A 14,770-nucleotide genomic window follows, 5' to 3' on the forward strand; every position below is an offset into this window, starting at 1 on the left:
TTGGCGGATAGGATAAAAGTGGCGGACAGCAAACATCAGGGCGCACTCGCCGAGGCCTACGCGGCGAAGCGGCCGGAGGAAGTCGCCGCACTCTACGACCGCTGGTCGCAAACCTATGATGCCGACATGTCGGCCGCCGGCTATCGCCATCCAACGATCTGCCTCGCGTTGCTGGCGCGCCATTTGCCGCGCGGTGCCGCACCGCTGCTCGATGCGGGAGCTGGCACCGGGCTGATCGGCGAATGGTTGAACATTGCCGGCTACCCCCAGGTCGAGGCACTCGACATTTCTGAAGGCATGCTGGCCCAGGCCGCACGCAAGGGCGTCTATTCGGCGCTTCATTGCCTGGCGCTGGGCGGACAACTGCCATTCCCGGACGACGCCTATGCCGGGATCATCTCGGCTGGTGTCTTCACCTCCGGCCATGTCGGCGTCGAGGGGCTGGACGAACTGATCCGCATTTGCCGGCCGCGCGGAGTGATCGTGCTGACGGTCAAGAACACACTGTGGGAAGTGGGCTTTGCCGCGCGCATCGCCGAGTTCGAGGCGCAAGGCCTCGTCACTCGTGTTGAGGAAACGCGTCCTTACGTCTCGATGCCGGGCGAGGCCGACACCGTGCCCAGCCGCGGTCTCGCGCTGCGCGTGAACTAGGCTTTCACTCTCTCCGCTGCCGGATCGTACATCGGCTCGAGATGGATCTTGGCCGGCGTCCGCTCCATTGCGACCACCAGTTCATAGTCGCCCGAGGCGAGAAAATCGTCGCTCACCTCATCGGCGTTGCGCACATAGCCGTAGCCGATGTTCATGCCCAGCGTGTAGCCATAGCCGCCGCTGGTGAGATAACCGACCGGCTCGCCATTGCGCAGGATCGTCTCGCGGCCGAGCAGCACGATATCGGGATCATCGACCGTGAAGCCGGCGAAACGTTTCTTCAACGCCGAGCCGCTGGTCTTCTCGAGCGCGCGCCGTCCAATGAAATCGGTGTTCTTGCGCAGCTTGACCGCCCAGCCGAGCCCGGCTTCCTGCGGCGTGTCGTTGGGCGTGATGTCGGAGCCCCAGGCGCGATAGCCTTTTTCCAGCCGCAGCGATTCCAAGGCACGATAGCCGACCGGGCGGATGTCGTGCTTTTTGCCTGCCGCCATAAGCGCGTCGAAGACTTCGCCGGTGGCCGCGATCGGCACATGCAGTTCCCAGCCGAGCTCGCCGACATAGGTGACGCGCAGCGCCCGAATGGTGTGGCCGGCGATGGCAATCTCACGCACGTGGCCGAATGGGAATGCGGCGTTCGACACGTCCGTGTCGGTCACTGCCGCAAGCACATCGCGTGCCCGAGGACCCATCAGCGACAGCGTGCCGAAGTCTTCGGTGACATCGACAAGCGTGGCCTTGAGCCCCTCGCCGATATGGTCGCCGATCCACGAGGAATCATGCGTGCGGAAGCCTGTTCCGGTGACGATGTAGAATGTCTCTTCGGCCAGCCGCGCCACTGTCAGATCAGCCTCGATGCCGCCGCGTGTGTTGAGAAGCTGGGTGTAGGTCAGTCGGCCGACCGGCCTGCTGACGTCGTTGGCGCAGATCCAGTCCAGCGCCTTCAGCGCGTCGGGCCCGCTCAGCTCGTATTTGGCGAAGGAGGATTGATCGAAGACGCCGACCCTTTCGCGCACATGCCGGTGTTCGTCGCCGACCGCCGCGAACCAGTTCTGCCGGCCCATCGAATAGATGTCCCGGGGTTCGATGCCTTGCGGTGCGAACCAGTTCGGCCGCTCCCATCCAAGCTTCGAGCCGAACACGGCATTTTGCTGCTTCAGCCTGTCGTAGAGCGGCGAGACGATGCGGGGTCGCCCGCTGGCATACTCCTCATGCGGGAAGCCGATCGTGTAATGCTTGCCATAGGCCTCCAGCGTACGGTCGCAGACCCACTGCCGGTCGCGGTGCAGGTTGGAAAAGCGCCTGATGTCGACCACCCACAGGTCGAGCGGCGCCTCGCCATCGACCACCCATTGCGCCAGCACCCAGCCGGCGCCACCGCCCGAGGCGATACCGAAGGCATTGAAGCCGGCGCCGACGAACATGTTAGCGCATTCGGGCGCTGTGCCGAGAATGAAATTGCCGTCCGGCGTAAAACTCTCCGGCCCGTTGATCATCTGCTTGACGCCGACGGTTTCCAGCGCCGGCACACGCGCGATCGCTTGCATCATATGTTGTTCGAAATGGTCGTAATCGTCGTCGAACAGCCGGAACTCCCAATCGTTGGGGACGTCCCCGGTCGTCCAGGCCTGCGGGTTCGGCTCATAGCCGCCCATCACCAGCCCGCCGACCTCCTCCTTGAAATAGGTTCGCCGGTCCGGGTCGCGGATGGTCGGCGCGTCGGTCGCCAGTCCGTCGATCTTCTCGGTGATGATGTACTGGTGCTTCACCGGCTGCAGCGGCACGTTGATGCCGGCAAGCGCTCCGACCTGCCGCGCCCATTGGCCGGCGCAGTTGACCACCTTATCGCAGGCGATGTCGCCCTCACTGGTCTTCACCACGGTGATGCGGCCGTCCTTCATCTCGAAGCCGGTGACACGGACATCCTCGAACAGTTTGGCGCCATGCATGCGTGCGCCCTTGGCCAATGACTGCGTGATATCGGAGGGGCTCGCCTGACCATCGGTCGGCAGCCAGGAGGCGCCGACGAGATCGCCGGTTTCCATGAGCGGCCACATGGCCTTGACCTCCGCCGGCGACAGCAACTGCATGTCCATGCCGAAGCTTTTTGCCGTCGTCGCCAATCTTTTGTACTCGGTCCAGCGGTCGGCATTGGTGGCGAGCCTGAGGCACCCGGTCATCTTCCAGCCGGTGGCAAGGCCGGTCTCGGCCTCCAGCCCCTTGTAGAGGTCGACGGAGTACTTCAGCACGCGGGTGATCGAAGCTGACGAGCGCAGCTGGCCGACAAGGCCGGCGGCATGCCAGGTCGAGCCCGAGGTCAGCTTGCCCTGCTCCAGCAGCACCACGTCGGCCTTGTGGTCGCGTGCCAGATGATAGGCCGTCGAACAGCCGATAATGCCGCCGCCGATGACGACGATGGCGGCCTGGCTCGGCAATGTCATGATTTCTGTATCCCGTACTTCGTTCTGTAGTTTTCCAGCGCGCCTTCGAGCCGCGTCAGGTTTTCCTCGGTGTAGGCGACGTAGTCGATGCCGGGCGCGTCGAGATAGAGCTCAGACACCATGCTCCACATCGCCTCGCGCAGCAGCGAAGCGCATTGCATGGCCGCGTGCGAACGGCGGATCGCTTCGTCCGGTTCCTTCATGAAATAGGCGGTCAGGAAGGCGAAGGATTCCTCGTCGCTCATGCCGGCGTTGGAGGCCACGCCGGCGAGGTCGAACATCGCCGTGTTGAAGCCGGCATATTCGAAGTCGATCAGCCACAACCTGTTGCCGTCGTCGAGAATGTTGGCCGGCAAAAGATCATTGTGGCCAAAAACGATCGGCAGCAGTTTCTGCGCGCGCTCCAGTTCGTCGGCCAGCGTCAGCAGGCGCGGCAAGTCGCTGCGCTTGCGGCTGCCACCTTCTTCAAGCGTGCGCGCATAGTCGCGAATGACGTGGAACACCCAGAACATGAAGCCGGCGCCCGAGATGTGATTGGGCATCTCCCGGTGGAAGCCGCGCATCAGGGCCGCGACGCGGCCGAGATTGGCCCGCACGTCCTCGGCGAGATAGGTCTTGGCGCCGAGAAACTCCGTCACCAAGATGCCCGGTTCGGCATGGCGGACGGCTGGCGCGAAACCGGCGGCATGCGCCGCCCGCGCCGTCATCACCTCGCGCTCGCGAAAGACATGGTGGAACGGATAGTCCTTGCCGAAGCGCACGACATGTTTGCCCGCCGCGTCCGTGACGACATAATTGGCATTGCTCAGGCCGCCCGGCAGCGGCGCAATCTCAATGCTGCCGGTCCAGCAAGGCAGGGCGCGGATGCGGTCTTCGGCAATCACGGAATCATTCCTGGTTTGCTGGGCTTCGACAAGGCGCCACGGACAGCGCGACGGCAGCAGGGAGAAACACAAAAAATCTCGTCGGTGCGGGATGCCAGGATCGGTATCCCGCACCGCACCGACGAGCCCCTTGGCTAGGTTTTGAACCCCGCCATCCGCCCCCGCGGATCTGAAAATTCCTTGCACCAGACACGTTGCAGGCTGCCTGGTCAGTGAGTTGCGGCTCTGCCATCACCCTCCCGTTGCAGCTCCGAAACCCCTGTTGAGATTTGGATTTCACGCCAAGGTTGCCTTGCTGTCAATAAAAAGGTGTGACTTTTTTTGGGTATTTTGCCCGAAAGCGCAGGCATTTCCTTTAAAAGCACTTGAATTACCTTAGAATCGGTCAAAAGGCTAAGTCGGGGAAACCAAATGACCCATTCGAAACGGCATGGCGAGATCCTGCGGCTGCTGCAGGAAGAGGGCACCGTCACCATTGCCAGTCTGGCCGACCGGCTGGGCGTGTCGCTCGAGACCGTGCGCCGCGACGTCAAGCCGCTCACCGGTGACGGTTCCGTCCTTAAGATGCATGGCGCCATCGGCCTGCCGTCGATGATTGGCGAAGCGCCGTTCGAGCGGCGGATGCGCGAGAATGCCGACGCCAAGCGCGTCATTGCCCGCATGGTCGCCGCCACCATCCGCGACGGGGAATCGATCATGCTCGACACCGGCACGACGACTTCGTTCCTTGCCCGCGAACTGCTTGGCCACCGGCGCCTGACGGTCGTCACCAACTCGTCGGACATCGCCCGCACGCTGGCCACCATCAACGGCAATAAGGTCTACATGGCTGGCGGCGAACTGCGCAGCGATTCCGGCGCTGCCTTCGGCGCCTCGGCCATCGACTTCGTCAGCCGCTTCTCGGTCAGCCACGCCATCATTTCCACCGGCGCCATCGATGCGGTGATGGGCGTCATGGACTATGATCTGGAAGAGGCCGAGTTCGCCCGCATGGTGCTGTCGCGCGGCCAGCGTTCGCTCGTCATCACCGATCACTCGAAGTTCGGCCGCCTTGGTCTGGTCCAGGTCTGCGGCTTCGACAGCTTTTCCGAACTCGCCAGCGACCGCTCGCCGCCGCGCGACATAGCTGCCGCCCTGGCGCAGGCCGGCGCGCGGCTCAGCATCGCTGGCGAGGAAGCCGGGTTTTAGCCGAAGACCAGCGACTGGTGGGCGCACACGCCCGCAAAGGTACCAGCGGATACCGCAAAGGCGATGTTGTGCATCGAGCGTGCCGCGTCGCCGGCGGCGTAGACGCCGGGCACGGTCGTCTGTTGCCTGTCATCGACTGATATCACCGGGCCGAGGAGGCCTTGCGTGAAGCCGCAGCCGAGCTGTTCGGCCAGCGGGCTGGCCATGGTGTTACGCGGCGCCGTGAACATCGCCCTGACGCCGGCCTTTCTGCCGTCGTTGAGGTGGACGATCAATCCGCCGGAGCCGTCTTCCCTTAGCTCGGTGACGGTGGTGGGCTCAAACCGCACTTTTCGGCTCTCCAGCGCGTGCATCTGCTCTGTGTCAGGCTCGAACAGGCCATTGCCGAACAGCGTGACATCGCCCCAATCGGCGATCAGCTGTGCCTGATGCAGGGACACAGGACCGGTTGCGAGCACGCCGAGCGGCCCGCCGGAAACTTCGTAGCCGTGGCAATAGGGGCAGTGCAGCACGCTCTTTCCCCAGAGCTCGGCAAGCCCGGCAACCTCCGGCAGGATGTCGCGCACCCCGGTGGCCAGCACCAGCCGTGCGGCGCCGAATGTCTCGCCGCCATCGATGGTGATTTCGAAATCGCTGCTGCCGGCGGCAACGGCCTTGTCCGCGCGCCCGTCGACAACCCTTGCTGTCGGATAGGCCAGCAGCTGCCGCCTTGCGTCACCCAGGATTGCGCCGGGCGGGCGCCCGTCCTGTCCGAGGAAGCCGTGCGAATGCTCGGCAAAGCGGTTGCGCGGCTGGCCGGCGTCGATCACCAGCACCTTGCGTCCTGCCCGCGCCATCTGGATGGCGGCGGACAGGCCGGCAAAGCTGCCGCCGACGACGGCAAGATCATACTGCATGGCTGGAGACTCCAATGAGATCAAAACGGCGGCGGAAATCGGCGGTCAGGTCGGCCAGCGTGATGCGGTTGAGCTTTTCCGCCAGCAGCCTTTCGGCCGCGACGCGAAAATCGTCGAGCACGGCGATCACCGCTTGCTCGACGAGGCAGCCGGGGCTTTCCGGCTCGGTGCTGAACGGCAGCAGCGTCTCGCCAAGGGCGACGCTGATCTCGGCCAGGGATATATTTTCGGGCGCCCGCCCGAGCAGCCAGCCGCCGCCGTGCCCGCGCGACGAGGTGACGATCCCGGCATCGCGCAAGCCTGCGATGGTGCGGCGGACCACCACTGGATTGGTGTGGATGAAGGTGGCAAGCTGCTCGGAGGTCAGCGCCTGTTCGGGCTTCTCGGCCATGTGGACGAGAATGTGCAGGGTCGAGGACAGTCTGCTGTTGCGTTTCATGTAACTTAATTAGTTACGATTCGCATCGATGTCAAACGCGCGAAAACTCATCCTGAAGCAGGCGCCATTCGGCTTGCCGTCGAGGATCTCGATACGCCCGCCATGCAATTGCATGATCTCCTGCACCAGGTTGAGGCCGAGCCCGGCGCCGTGATCCTGCGGGCGCAGCCGGTAGAACGGTTCGAACACGCGTTCCCGCTCGCTCAGTGGCACGCCGCCGCCTTCGTCACGCACCTCGATGACGGCGGGAGCTGCAATGCTGACGGTGATCTTGCCCGAGCGGCCGCCATGTTCGATGGCGTTCTGGACGAGATTGGTCACAGCGCGTTCGATCGCGGTGCGGTCACCGGAGGCGAAAACTGTTTCTCTTTCGGGTTCGAACGACATTTCGTATCCGGCCGAAAACGCCATCGGCGCGAGGTCGACAATGACGCTGCGCGCAATCGCCACAAGGTCGACCTTTTCAAAAGCCGCGGCCTGCCGGTCGAGACGCTGCAGGTCGAGCAGCTGGTCGGTCAGCGTCGAAAGCCGCGCTGCGTCCTGCAGCAGCCGCGCCCGTTCCGGTGTCGCCGGTAGCGAGGCGAGGCGTGTATTGAGGATGGCGACCGGTGTTCGCAGTTCATGCGCCGCGTCGGTCAGGAAACGCTTGTGGCGCTCATAGCCCTTGTCGAGGCGCGATAACGCCGCATTCACCGCCTTCACCAGCGGTGTCACCTCCAAGGGCACGTCCTTCAGCGGCAGCTGCACGCCGCGCTGGTCGACGTCGATGCGCCCGGCCTCGGCCGCCGCATGGCCAAGACCCGAAAGCGCGCCGCGCACCACCCAGGGCGTCGCGAACAGCGTGGCCAGCGCCATCAGCCCGGCGAGCGGCAATATCCCTTGCAGGAAAAATTGCGGCGCCTGCCCGAGCAGGCGCATAAGCGAAAGCCCGCCCTTGGTGCCGCTGAAGATCTGGACGTTGCCGGCTGCCGTATCGGTCCAGCGTATCTTTCCTCCAGGTGGCGCGGCTTGCCCGAGCGTCGGGTCGATACGGGCATCGCTGATGGTGTCCAGCAGTCCGACAAAGGGCTGGAAGACGGTCGGTACGGTTCCCTCCTGCAGCCGCTGCCCTTGCTTGTCGCGAATGATGAACCAGAGGTCCGGAACTCCAGATCGCAGCTTTGCCATATCCGGCGTCTCGTTGAGGACCAGCTTGCCGCCGGCATCGCGTGCCACCGCATCCGCCAGCACGTCCATCGTGCCGTCCTCATAGTCGTGCGGAATGAGACCCGTGGCCAGCATGGCGCCGAGAATGCCGACGATGATCAGTGTCAGCATCGCGCATTGCAGCAACGCGATGCGCAGCACCAGGCTCCATTTCAGCGAACGCGGGCGCTTGATCGTCATGTCGTCTCGCGCAGGAGATAGCCGACGCCGCGAATGCCGTTGATCGTCACGCCGCCGTCGGCGTCGGCGAGCTTGCGGCGCAGGCGCGAGACGTGGGTGTCGAGCGCGTTGGACTGAATCTCGTCGTCGAGGCCAAACACCGCTTCCATCAGCGCCTCGCGCTGCACCATGCGGCCGGTCCGCCGCATCAGCGTTTCCAGCACCAGGAGTTCGCGGCGCGGCAGGCCGAGCGGCTCGCCACGGATCGACACCTCGCGATACCCGACATCGAGCACCAGATGGCCGGCGCGGATGAATTGCGACTGCATCGGCACCGGGCGCCTGAGCAGCGCTCGCAACCGGGCCAGCAATTCCTCGAAGGCGAACGGCTTCGCCAGATAATCGTCCGCACCCATGTTCAGCCCATCGACCTTGTCCGACGTGTCGCCCTTTGCCGTCAGCATCAGCACGGGCGTGGTGTTCTTCGCTGCGCGCAGTCTGGGAACCAGCGACAGCCCGTCGCCATCCGGCAATTGGCGGTCGAGCAGGATGGCGTCGTAGCTGTCGGCGGCAACGAAGCCCTCCGCTTCGATGAGCGAGCCGGCGTGGTCGACCACCATGTCGTGGCGCTTCAGCGCGGCACGCAAGGCCGAGACCATTTCAGGCTCGTCTTCGACCAGCAAGATACGCATCCACCATCCTCTAACAAGACCACTGCTGCGGGCGCTACAGCGCCAACATTGCGCAAGCATGGCAAATCCTGGCAGCGGGCGTCGACGCACCCTTTCTTTGCATCTGCCACCTTGCGCAATGTCCATGCAATCCAGTCGCAGCAAACAGCACCGGTCGGCACGAACCGTCATGCCGGCATCAAGGCGTCGGACCCGACTATGCAACAGGTTCGGGTCCGACGCTGAAACGAAATCAAATGGCCGCACCAAACTGATTGTCGCGCTGCTGTCCGGATTGAGGTTTAGCTATGTCTGCAAATGATGCTCTGTCTTTTCTCATGGCGTGGGCCGTGGCGCCGTTCAGGATAGGCTCCGTCACGCCGTCCAGTTCCAGCCTGGCGGCATTGATGACGCGCGACATCGGTCCCGACACCGGCCCCGTGCTGGAGCTTGGTCCGGGAACCGGCCCGTTCACCCGGGCGCTGCTGGCGCGCGGGGTTAGTGAAGAGGATTTGACGCTGATCGAATCCGATCCGGATTTCGCCGCACTGCTCAAGCGGCGCTTTCCTGCCGCCCGGGTCTTCGAAATGGATGCCGCCGGTCTGCGCCATCTATCGCTATTCCAGGGGCCGGCGGTCGGCGCCGCCATCAGCGGTCTGCCCTTCCGCTTGATCTCACCGCGCAAGACGCTCGCCATTCTCGACGGGGTTTTCGCAAATCTTCGCCCGGGCGGCGCGCTCTATCAGTTCACGCTCGGCCGGCGCTGTCCGTTCGACCAGTCGCTGCTCGATCGGCTCGATCTCGAGGTCACGCGGGTTGGCCATACCTTTCGCAACCTCCCGCCGGCGACGGTCTATCGCATCGCCAGGATCAAGACGCTCAGCACCTTTGACTGGCGCTTCGCATGACGGGGCCGCTGGCGGCCATCCTCGGCTTCGGTCTGTTCGGCGTCTTCTGCCTCGCCTTCACCGAAAAGATCCTGCCAATCCCGCCGTCGCACGTGCTGCTGCTGTTCCTCGGCATGACGGCGGCGCCTGATGGTTCGACGCTGGCGATCCTGCTGCTGGTGACGACGCTTGCCTCCACCAGCGGCTGCCTTGTCTGGTATGCGGTCGGCCGCCGGATTGGACCCGACCGTGCCGACAGGCTGTTGGAACGTTTCGGCAGATATGTCTTCCTGCGCCACGCGACCTACCGCAGGCTCGGCCAGGCCTATCGGCGCTATCACGTCCGGATCTCCTTGCTGGCGCAGTTCATCCCGACGGTGCGCAATTACCTGCCGATCGCAGCCGGCGCGCTCTGTCTGCCTGCCTTCCCCTTTGCGGCCGCGACGCTGCTCGGCGCCACGCTCTGGAACGCCGGCTTTCTCACCACCGGCTATCTGCTGCGCGGCAGCGACCGGGATTCCTTCACGGTGGGCCTGCGCATCATCGTCATCGTCGTGGCTCTGGAGACGGCATTCATGCTTGCGCTGCGCTATGGCCCCGCATGCCGGCGGCGCATCAAGTTGGCGCTCGGCTGACTACGCAGCGCCGGATCTCCGGTCACGGGATAAGCTCTGCCGTCGGCTTTCCTTCGCTCGGCTGCCGGTGTTTAGTCCGGCCATGGCTTTCACCATCCGTCAGCTGCAGTTCTTCATCGCCGTCGCCGAACAAGGCACGGTTTCGGGTGCAGCACAAAACCTTTCGATCTCGCAATCGTCGGTCACCGAAGCGATCAAGGAGCTTGAAAGCGATCTCGGCGTCGAACTGTTCGAACGCCATCCGCGCGGCCTGAACATCACCCACAAGGGTCATCAGTTCCTCCGCCACGCGACAAAAATCCTCGCCGACGTTTCCGACGCGCGCCGCTCTTTCTCCGGCGAGCAGGCGGTGGCGGGCGGTCGGCTGCAGCTCGGCGTCACCTCGCTGGTCGCCGGTTATGTGCTGTCGGATCTGCTCGCCCGCTACCGTCGCGCCTATCCTGGTGTCGAGGTCTCGGCCATCGAGGACAATGGCGACTACCTCGAACATCTCTTGATCGGCGGCAAGCTCGACATTGCCGTCATGGTCACCTCCAATTTGCGCGACCGCACCGCGTTGCAGTCGGAAATCCTCGAAGTCTCGGCCTACCGGCTGTGGCTGCCGCTCGGCCATCCGCTTGCCAGCGCCGACATCATCAGCATCGGCGACATTGCCTCCGAAACGCTGATCATGCTGACCGTTGACGAGATCGAGGAGAATACCGGCAAGCTGCTGACGGCGATCGGCGCCAAGCCGCACGTCGCTTTCCGCACCCGTTCCGTGGAAGCCGTGCGCAGTCTGGTCGCGACCGGCGCCGGTGTGGCGCTGCTGCCCGATCTCGTCTACCGGCCCTGGTCGCTGGAAGGCGACCGCATCGAATCGCGCGATATTTCGGGCTCCTTGCCTGTGGTCCAGGTCGGCATGGTCTGGCGGCGTGGCTCCGACCTGCCGCAGGCGGCGCGCGATTTCATCGGCCTTGCGCAATCGCAGCGGACGGTCCGTCAGCGTCCCTGAGGCATCGGCTGCCGACCTATCGGAAAAACCGATATCGCCTTTCTGATAAATGAATTTGCGAAACCGGAATTTTCAAAGCACCTTCGGTCCAGGGACCAAAGCCTCCATCAGAGCGGCATCAAGCCCAACGGACGAACTGACAGTTTTCAGTCCGCGCGTGACCCCTAGCGAAGACCGGAAGCGGCTTTCGGGGTCAGGCGCCTAAATGGGAGATCGACAATGAATTCATTCCTGAAGTCATGCACTGCACTGACGGTTGCGCTGACCTTTTCCGGTCAGGCCGTCGCCCAGGTCAAGGAACTTGGCAAGGGCGAAGGCCAGGTCAACATCGTTGCCTGGCCGGGCTATATCGAGCGCGGCGAAACCGACAAGGGCTATGACTGGGTGACCTCCTTCGAGAAGGAGACCGGCTGCAAGGTCAACGTCAAGACGGCCAATACGTCAGACGAGATGGTCTCGCTGATGAATGAGGGCGGCTTCGACCTCGTCACCGCCTCAGGCGATGCCTCGCTGCGCCTCGTTGCCGGCAAGCGCGTGCAGCCGATCAACACCGATCTCATCCCGAGTTGGAAGACGGTCGACGAGCGCCTCAAGGACGCGCCGTGGTTCACCGTCGGCGGCGCCCACTACGGCGTTCCCTACCAGTGGGGCCCCAACGTCCTGATGTACAACACCGACGTGTTCAAGGAGGCTCCCAAGAGCTGGAATATCGTCTTCGAGGAAATGAAGCTACCAGACGGCAAGTCCAACAAAGGCCGCGTCCAGGCCTATGACGGACCGATCCACATTGCGGATGCCGCCAACTATCTGATGTTCCACAAGCCGGAACTCGGCATCAAGGATCCCTATGAACTGAACGAGGACCAGTACAAGGCGGCGCTCGAATTGCTGCGCGTCCAGCGCACGCTGGTCGGCCGCTACTGGCACGACGCCGCCATCCAGGTCGACGATTTCCAGAACGAAGGCGTCGTCGCCTCCGGCTCGTGGCCGTATCAGGTCAACACGCTGGTCGCCGCCAAGAAGCCGATCGCGTCCACCATCCCGGAGGAGGGCGCCACCGGTTGGGCCGACACCACGATGATGGAAGCCGACTCCGCCAACCCCAACTGCGCCTATATGTGGATGGAACATTCGCTGTCACCGAAGGTGCAGGGAGATGTCTCGGCCTGGTTCGGTTCGCTGCCCGTCGTCCCCGCCGCCTGCAAGGGCAATGAGCTTTTGACCGACGAGGGCTGCAAGACCAACGGCTACGACAATTTCGACAAGATCAAATTCTGGAAGACGCCGGTGTCGAAATGCACCACCCAGAACGATCAGTGCGTGCCCTACTACCGCTGGGTGTCTGACTATATCGGCGTCATCGGCGGGCGGTGAGCGCCCTTACCTCCCCCTTGCGGGGAGGGTTGACGCAATAGCGTCGGGGTGGGGTCTGCTCGGCATTTTCGAGGCACCCACCCGCGGCTTCGCCGCAACCTCCCCACAAGGGGGGCGGACGTCACGCGATATCAACACATCAACCCGGCAACAGACTGACAGCCCATGACCTCCGCCGTCTCTTTCCAGAAAGCCTCGCGCCATTTCGGCAACGTGCGAGCCGTCGACGCGGTCGATCTCGACATCGCGCCGGGCGAATTCTTCGCCATGCTCGGGCCGTCCGGTTCCGGCAAGACCACCTGCCTGCGCCTCATCGCCGGCTTCGAGCAGCCGACATCGGGCTCGATCTCGATCTTTGGCGAACGCGCCGAGGGCGTTCCGCCCTATCGCCGCAACGTCAACACCGTGTTCCAGGACTATGCGCTGTTCCCGCATCTGAACGTGCTCGACAACGTCGCCTACGGGCTGATGGTCAAGGGCGTCGGCAAGGCTGAACGGCACAAGGCAGCGGAAGAGGCGCTGTCACTGGTGCGGTTGCCCGGCTATGGCGCCCGCCGCCCCGGCCAGCTTTCCGGCGGCCAGCGCCAGCGCGTGGCACTCGCCCGTGCGCTGGTGAACCAGCCAAAGGTGCTGTTGCTCGACGAGCCGCTCGGCGCGCTCGACCTCAAATTGCGTGAGAACATGCAGGAGGAGCTGAAGTCGCTGCAGAAGGCGCTTGGCATCACCTTCGTCTTCGTCACCCACGACCAGGGCGAAGCGCTGTCGATGGCCGACCGCGTCGCCGTCTTCAACGACGGCAAGATCATGCAGATCGGCACGCCGGAGGATATCTACCAGCGGCCGAGGACCCGCTTCGTTGCCGATTTCGTCGGCTCCTCTAATGTGCTGCCGCCGGATTTCGTCCAGCGCTATTCCGGCCAGCATCGCTGGGGGAGTCTCCGCCCTGAATCCATTCGCGTCGGGCGCGCGGCCAGCGGGGTCACAAGTGGCGAAGGCGTATCCGCCCGCCTCGTCTCGACCAATTATCTCGGTGCCACGACAAAGCTGGCGCTCGATGCCGACGGGCTGCGGCTGCACGCCATCGTGCCGGCCGGCACGGCCTTACCCGGGGAAGGCGAGGCGGTCGTGCTCACCTTCAACCGCGACCACCTGCATCTGATGGACGAGCCGACATGAGCCTCGACGCGGCCATGGTGCGTGCAACGGCGCCCGCCATCCTGCCGGGTAGCGGCGGTCTGCGTGGCGCATTGTCGGACCTTTTCTGGCGCAAGCCGAAGGTCCTGCTGCTGCTCATGCTGCTGCCGCCCGTGCTGTGGCTCGGCATCGTCTATATCGGTTCGCTGTTCGCGCTCTTGGCGCAGAGCTTTTTCTCCATCGACGAGTTTTCCGGCCTCATCAACCGCGAGTTCACGCTCAAGACCTATGGCGACCTGTTCCAGGCCGCCAATCTCGACATCATCCTGCGCACGGTGACGATGGCGGCTCTGGTCACGCTGGCCTCTGCGGTTGTCGCCTTCCCGATCGCCTATTACGCGGCGCGTTATGCACGTGGCCGCTGGAAGGCGCTGTTCTATCTCGGGATCATGCTGCCGCTGTGGTCGAGCTATCTGGTCAAGATCTACGCCTGGAAGCTGATCCTGGCCAAGGAGGGCATCCTCACCTGGCTGCTCGCCAAGCTGCATCTTTTGTGGGTGCTCGACGCATGGCTGTCGCTGCCGATCGTCGGCGGCAACTCGCTGTCGGTGTCGTTCACCGGCACCTTCATCGTCTTCGTCTATGTCTGGCTGCCGTTCATGATCCTGCCGGTGCAGGCGGCGCTCGAGCGCGTGCCGGGCAATCTGGTCGAAGCCTCGTCCGATTTGGGGGCTTCGCCGGGACAGACCTTCCGCAACGTGCTGTTCCCGCTGGCGCTGCCGGGCATCGTTGCCGGTTCGATCTTCACCTTCTCGCTGACGCTCGGCGACTACATCATCCCGCAGATCATCGGTACTTCGCGGCTGTTCATCGGCCAGGCTGTCTATTCGCAGCAAGGCACCGCCGGCAACATCCCGCTCGCCGCCGCGTTCACCGTGGTGCCGATCGTCATCATGGGCTTCTACCTCTGGGGTGCCAAGCGCATGGGAGCCTTCGATGCGCTCTGATGGTTCCCAGTCGGCCCCGCTCGGCCTGAAGATCGCCGCCGCCTGCGGCCTGCTGTTCCTGCATCTGCCGATCCTGCTGATCTTCGTCTATGCCTTCACCACCGAGGAAAAAAGCTTCGTCTGGCCGCCGCCCGGCCTGACGACGCAGTGGTTCGCCGTCACCTGGAACCGGCCGGATGTCTGGCAGGCGCTATCGCTGTCGGTCAG

15 protein-coding genes and 1 pseudogene are annotated in these 14,770 nt (G+C 63.9%); 9 read left to right on the forward strand and 7 right to left on the reverse strand.

What is annotated here, in order from left to right; translation table 11 throughout:
• Positions 1-18: 18 nt before the first annotated feature.
• Positions 19-651: a class I SAM-dependent methyltransferase gene (locus EN993_RS07780; RefSeq protein ID WP_164757574.1), complete on the forward strand. Its 633-nt coding sequence runs from the start codon at positions 19-21 to the stop codon at positions 649-651.
• Here EN993_RS07780 and EN993_RS07785 read toward each other — a convergent pair.
• On the reverse strand, positions 648-3,089 hold the full coding sequence (locus tag EN993_RS07785; protein ID WP_127262837.1) for an FAD-dependent oxidoreductase: 2,442 nt from the start codon (positions 3,087-3,089) through the stop codon (positions 648-650). The genes EN993_RS07780 and EN993_RS07785 overlap by 4 nt on opposite strands.
• Positions 3,086-3,973, reverse strand: coding sequence for a phosphotransferase family protein (locus EN993_RS07790; RefSeq protein ID WP_109666734.1), 888 nt, complete (start codon positions 3,971-3,973; stop codon positions 3,086-3,088). The genes EN993_RS07785 and EN993_RS07790 overlap by 4 nt, the downstream gene beginning before the upstream one ends.
• 411 nt (positions 3,974-4,384) lie before the next feature.
• Between EN993_RS07790 and EN993_RS07795 the strand changes: the two genes are divergently transcribed.
• A complete protein-coding gene (locus EN993_RS07795; RefSeq protein WP_109666107.1) occupies positions 4,385-5,161 on the forward strand; it encodes a DeoR/GlpR family DNA-binding transcription regulator in 777 nt (258 codons plus the stop codon).
• Here EN993_RS07795 and EN993_RS07800 read toward each other — a convergent pair.
• The 5 genes from EN993_RS07800 to EN993_RS37690 all read right to left on the reverse strand — a co-directional run bounded on the left by EN993_RS07800 (position 5,158) and on the right by EN993_RS37690 (position 8,953).
• Entirely contained in the window at positions 5,158-6,057 is a 900-nt protein-coding gene (locus EN993_RS07800) for an NAD(P)/FAD-dependent oxidoreductase (RefSeq protein WP_127262838.1), read from the reverse strand. The genes EN993_RS07795 and EN993_RS07800 overlap by 4 nt on opposite strands.
• Positions 6,047-6,496: an Rrf2 family transcriptional regulator gene (locus EN993_RS07805; RefSeq protein ID WP_126067505.1), complete on the reverse strand. Its 450-nt coding sequence runs from the start codon at positions 6,494-6,496 to the stop codon at positions 6,047-6,049. The genes EN993_RS07800 and EN993_RS07805 overlap by 11 nt, the downstream gene beginning before the upstream one ends.
• Before the next feature lie 9 nt (positions 6,497-6,505).
• Positions 6,506-7,882 carry a HAMP domain-containing sensor histidine kinase gene (locus EN993_RS07810; protein ID WP_127262839.1) on the reverse strand — a complete coding sequence of 459 codons (1,377 nt, stop codon included), beginning with the start codon at positions 7,880-7,882 and terminating at the stop codon, positions 6,506-6,508.
• Positions 7,879-8,553, reverse strand: a complete 675-nt coding sequence (locus EN993_RS07815) for a response regulator transcription factor (protein WP_127262840.1) — start codon at positions 8,551-8,553, stop codon at positions 7,879-7,881. Before EN993_RS07815 ends, EN993_RS07810 begins: the two co-directional genes overlap by 4 nt.
• A gap of 232 nt (positions 8,554-8,785) precedes the next feature.
• Positions 8,786-8,953: a hypothetical protein gene (locus EN993_RS37690; RefSeq protein WP_245468684.1), complete on the reverse strand. Its 168-nt coding sequence runs from the start codon at positions 8,951-8,953 to the stop codon at positions 8,786-8,788.
• On the opposite strand from EN993_RS37690, the gene EN993_RS07820 reads away from it, so the two are divergent.
• From EN993_RS07820 to EN993_RS07850, 7 genes and pseudogenes are all read left to right on the forward strand, one after another.
• On the forward strand, positions 8,940-9,440 hold the full coding sequence (locus tag EN993_RS07820; RefSeq protein ID WP_245468685.1) for a methyltransferase domain-containing protein: 501 nt from the start codon (positions 8,940-8,942) through the stop codon (positions 9,438-9,440). The genes EN993_RS37690 and EN993_RS07820 overlap by 14 nt on opposite strands.
• Positions 9,437-10,054, forward strand: a complete 618-nt coding sequence (locus tag EN993_RS07825; RefSeq protein WP_127262842.1) for a DedA family protein — start codon at positions 9,437-9,439, stop codon at positions 10,052-10,054. The genes EN993_RS07820 and EN993_RS07825 overlap by 4 nt, the downstream gene beginning before the upstream one ends.
• Positions 10,055-10,136: 82 nt before the next feature.
• The gene (locus EN993_RS07830) at positions 10,137-11,048 is read left to right on the forward strand and encodes a LysR substrate-binding domain-containing protein (RefSeq protein WP_127262843.1); all 912 of its coding nucleotides are present in this window, start codon (positions 10,137-10,139) and stop codon (positions 11,046-11,048) included.
• A gap of 219 nt (positions 11,049-11,267) precedes the next feature.
• Positions 11,268-12,422, forward strand: coding sequence for an ABC transporter substrate-binding protein (locus tag EN993_RS07835; RefSeq protein ID WP_127262844.1), 1,155 nt, complete (start codon positions 11,268-11,270; stop codon positions 12,420-12,422).
• A 165-nt stretch (positions 12,423-12,587) separates the two neighbouring features.
• Entirely contained in the window at positions 12,588-13,598 is a 1,011-nt protein-coding gene (locus EN993_RS07840) for an ABC transporter ATP-binding protein (RefSeq protein ID WP_127262845.1), read from the forward strand.
• Positions 13,599-13,612: 14 nt separating this feature from the next.
• Positions 13,613-14,563 (forward strand): ABC transporter permease, encoded by a 951-nt coding sequence (locus tag EN993_RS07845; RefSeq protein ID WP_206532354.1) that lies wholly within the window; start codon positions 13,613-13,615, stop codon positions 14,561-14,563.
• Positions 14,553-14,770 (forward strand): annotated as a pseudogene (locus EN993_RS07850) (ABC transporter permease); the annotation flags it as partial. The gene EN993_RS07845 and the pseudogene EN993_RS07850, both read left to right, overlap by 11 nt.

This window comes from Mesorhizobium sp. M7D.F.Ca.US.004.01.2.1, from assembly GCF_003997785.1.
GTDB lineage: Bacteria > Pseudomonadota > Alphaproteobacteria > Rhizobiales > Rhizobiaceae > Mesorhizobium > Mesorhizobium loti.

Excerpts from the sequence above, each read along its gene's own strand:
- EN993_RS07825 (WP_127262842.1), top strand. The coding sequence starts at position 9,437 with ATGACGGGGCCGCTGGCGGCCATCCTCGGCTTCGGTCTGTTCGGCGTC.
- EN993_RS07795 (WP_109666107.1), top strand. The coding sequence starts at position 4,385 with ATGACCCATTCGAAACGGCATGGCGAGATCCTGCGGCTGCTGCAGGAA.
- EN993_RS07800 (WP_127262838.1), bottom strand. The coding sequence starts at position 6,057 with ATGCAGTATGATCTTGCCGTCGTCGGCGGCAGCTTTGCCGGCCTGTCC.
- EN993_RS07830 (WP_127262843.1), top strand. The coding sequence starts at position 10,137 with ATGGCTTTCACCATCCGTCAGCTGCAGTTCTTCATCGCCGTCGCCGAA.
- EN993_RS07845 (WP_206532354.1), top strand. The coding sequence starts at position 13,613 with ATGGTGCGTGCAACGGCGCCCGCCATCCTGCCGGGTAGCGGCGGTCTG.
- EN993_RS07840 (WP_127262845.1), top strand. The coding sequence starts at position 12,588 with ATGACCTCCGCCGTCTCTTTCCAGAAAGCCTCGCGCCATTTCGGCAAC.
- EN993_RS07815 (WP_127262840.1), bottom strand. The coding sequence starts at position 8,553 with ATGCGTATCTTGCTGGTCGAAGACGAGCCTGAAATGGTCTCGGCCTTG.
- EN993_RS07820 (WP_245468685.1), top strand. The coding sequence starts at position 8,940 with ATGACGCGCGACATCGGTCCCGACACCGGCCCCGTGCTGGAGCTTGGT.
- EN993_RS07785 (WP_127262837.1), bottom strand. The coding sequence starts at position 3,089 with ATGACATTGCCGAGCCAGGCCGCCATCGTCGTCATCGGCGGCGGCATT.
- EN993_RS07810 (WP_127262839.1), bottom strand. The coding sequence starts at position 7,882 with ATGACGATCAAGCGCCCGCGTTCGCTGAAATGGAGCCTGGTGCTGCGC.
- EN993_RS07805 (WP_126067505.1), bottom strand. The coding sequence starts at position 6,496 with ATGAAACGCAACAGCAGACTGTCCTCGACCCTGCACATTCTCGTCCAC.
- EN993_RS37690 (WP_245468684.1), bottom strand. The coding sequence starts at position 8,953 with ATGTCGCGCGTCATCAATGCCGCCAGGCTGGAACTGGACGGCGTGACG.
- EN993_RS07835 (WP_127262844.1), top strand. The coding sequence starts at position 11,268 with ATGAATTCATTCCTGAAGTCATGCACTGCACTGACGGTTGCGCTGACC.